The 2,562-nt window shown below is 63.9% G+C and carries 1 protein-coding gene; it reads left to right on the top strand.

From position 1 onward, the window contains the following. Window positions 1–224: 224 nt before the first annotated feature. On the top strand, window positions 225–2,562 hold a 2,338-nt coding region (locus tag IRZ24_RS19245), incomplete at its 3' end, for an NB-ARC domain-containing protein (RefSeq protein WP_297168059.1).

The raw sequence follows: 2,562 nt of genomic DNA, 5'->3' as shown, positions 1-2,562 counted from the left end.
TCATCTGACCGAAGGCTGTGTCTGGTAGAGCGATCCGTTCGTTCCTCCCTCCCGTTCGCCAGACTCGCTCACAGTGTAGCGAAGGGTGGGGGAAAGATCACTACCACTCGCTTCCGCTTTTCTCTTTCCGGTTGCTTCCGGTGAGGGAAAGCACCCGCTGCGCTCTGTCCACAAGAGGATACTGCAAGCAAGATGGAAGGACATCGATTTGGGAGCACGACGCCGTGGGCTATCACCGTCGGTATAAGCTCAAAGATGACCGCTTCGGTCTGCTGGCACTCACGCTGCGCGAGAAGGCCGGTCTGACGCAGGCTGAGATCGCGACCATGCTCGGAGTGTCGGAGCGCACGATCCGTCACTGGGAGGGCGGCACGGCCTTCCCTACGAGCGAGAATCTGAAGAAGCTCATCGAGATCTACTGGCATTACGGCGCCTTCCATGAGGAGCACGCGCGCGACGAGGCCCGTACGCTCTGGCATCAGGCTGCCGAGAGCGCTGCCCGGCGTTCGATCCCCTTCGATGAGCTTTGGTTTGAGGAGCTGCTTCAGACTCAGCGCCGCGCGCCCGCTCATCTTCGCCCCTCTTCTTCTGCCTTTGCCTCAGCTTCGACCCCTTCTGAAGAGTCGGCCACTGCCTCCACTGGACCGCTCCCAGCTCAGCCCGCGCGCTCGGCACCCGTCCCCCAGCCGACGACCGAGACACACGTTGAGTGGGGCGAGGCCCCCGATGCTTCTGCGTTCTATGGCCGACAGCAGGAGCTGGCCACTCTGGAGCGCTGGCTGCTCTCCGACCACTGCCGCCTGGTCGTTGTCCTCGGCATGGGTGGCATCGGCAAGACTACCCTGGCGGTACGCTTTGCTCAACAGGTGGCGCCCCGCTTCGAGCTTGTCCTCTGGCGCTCGCTGCGCAACGCTCCCCCGCTCGATGAGCTGCTGGCCGATTGCATTCAGGCCCTGACTCAGCAGCAGGGTCTGGCGCTGCCATCTCAGCTCGAAGGACGCATGACCCTGCTGCTCGATCAGCTGCGCAAGCGACGCTGCCTGCTGATCTTTGATAACATGGAGACCTTGCTGCAGCCCGGCAGCTTTGAGGGACGCTATCGCGAAGGCTATGAGGGCTATGGCCGCCTGCTACGCCAGGTGGCGGAGTGTACTCATCAGAGCTGCCTGCTGCTAACCAGTCGCGAGCTGCCTGGCGAGCTGGAGCCGCTGGAGGGGCCGCTCTCGCCGGTGCGCGTCCTGAAGCTGTTCGGATTGGAGCGCGAGGCCATCCAGCAGCTGCTAGAGGAGCGCCGTCTCTCGGGCACGCCGCACGCCTGGGATGAGCTGGTACGCCACTACGCCGGCAATCCTCTGGCGCTGAAAATCGCCGCCGCTACTGTGCAGGAGGTCTTTGGCGGCCAGATCGAGGCCTTCTTGCGCGAGGGGCCAATGCTGCTTCACACGGTGCGTCAGCTGCTCGACTACCAGTTTGAGCGCCTCTCTTCCCTGGAGAGTGATCTGATGTACTGGCTGGCCATCGAGCGCGAGATGGTCCCTCTGGAAGAGCTGAGCCAGGACTTGCTGGGGGCGGTCTCGCGTCGCGAGGTACTGGCGGCTCTCAAGTCGCTGCGCTGGCGCTGCCTGGTAGAGCGCGCCGAGCAGGGGGCCATTTTCACCTTGCAGCCGGTGGTGATGGAGTATGTGAGCGAGCGCCTGGTCGAGGAGGTCTGCAGCGAGATCTTGCAGGAGCGCCCGCGGCTCTTGCTCTCGCACGCGCTGATGAAGGCTAGTAGCCAGGACTATATCCGTGAGAGCCAGGTCCGTATGCTACTGCAGCCGCTGCTGGAGCGCCTGCTATCGTTCTGCGGCGATGAGCAGCGGCTAGAGGAGCGATTGATGGCGCTAGCGGGAAGTCTGCGTGGCCTGCCGTACGCTGTGCAGGGCTACGGTGGCGGCAACCTGGTCAATCTGATGGCGACGCTGGACGGCCATCTGCGCGGCAAGGATTTCTCCGGCTTGGCCGTGCGTCAGGCTTATCTACAGGGCATAGAGGCCCAGCGGGCCAGCTTCGCCTCGGCCTGGATTAGCGATTCGCTCTTCACAGAGCCAGTCGAGAGCATCGCCTCGCTGACCCTCAGCCCTGACGGGCACCTGCTCGCTGTGGGCAGCTTCAGCGGGCAGATTCGCCTCTGGCATCTGACGGAAGGTCGCCCGCTGTTGACACTGCGTGGCCACAGTCGCATGGCCTGGGCCCTGGCTTTTAGCCCCGATGGGCGCCTGCTCGCCAGCGGCGGCTACGATCGCAGCGTGAAGCTCTGGCATGTGAGCGGCGAGGAGCGTGGACAATGCTTTCGCCTCTTCCAGGGCCACGAGAAATGGGTGCGCGCCGTGGCCTTTAGCCCTGACGGGCGCCTGCTCGCCAGCAGCGGCATGGATCAGACGATTCGCCTCTGGGAGATCGAGACGGGCCGCTGCCTGAAGGTGCTCTACGGCCACATCGGACCCGTCTGGGATCTGGCTTTCAGCCCCGATGGCCGCTTTCTGGTGAGCAGCGGCAATGATGAGACAGTGCGTCTCTGGG

The organism is Thermogemmatispora sp. (genome assembly GCF_019683755.1).
Classification (GTDB): Bacteria; Chloroflexota; Ktedonobacteria; order Ktedonobacterales; family Ktedonobacteraceae; genus Thermogemmatispora.
Note: the sequence above shows the minus strand (reverse complement) of the source record. Positions and strands in the feature narration are given on the sequence as shown.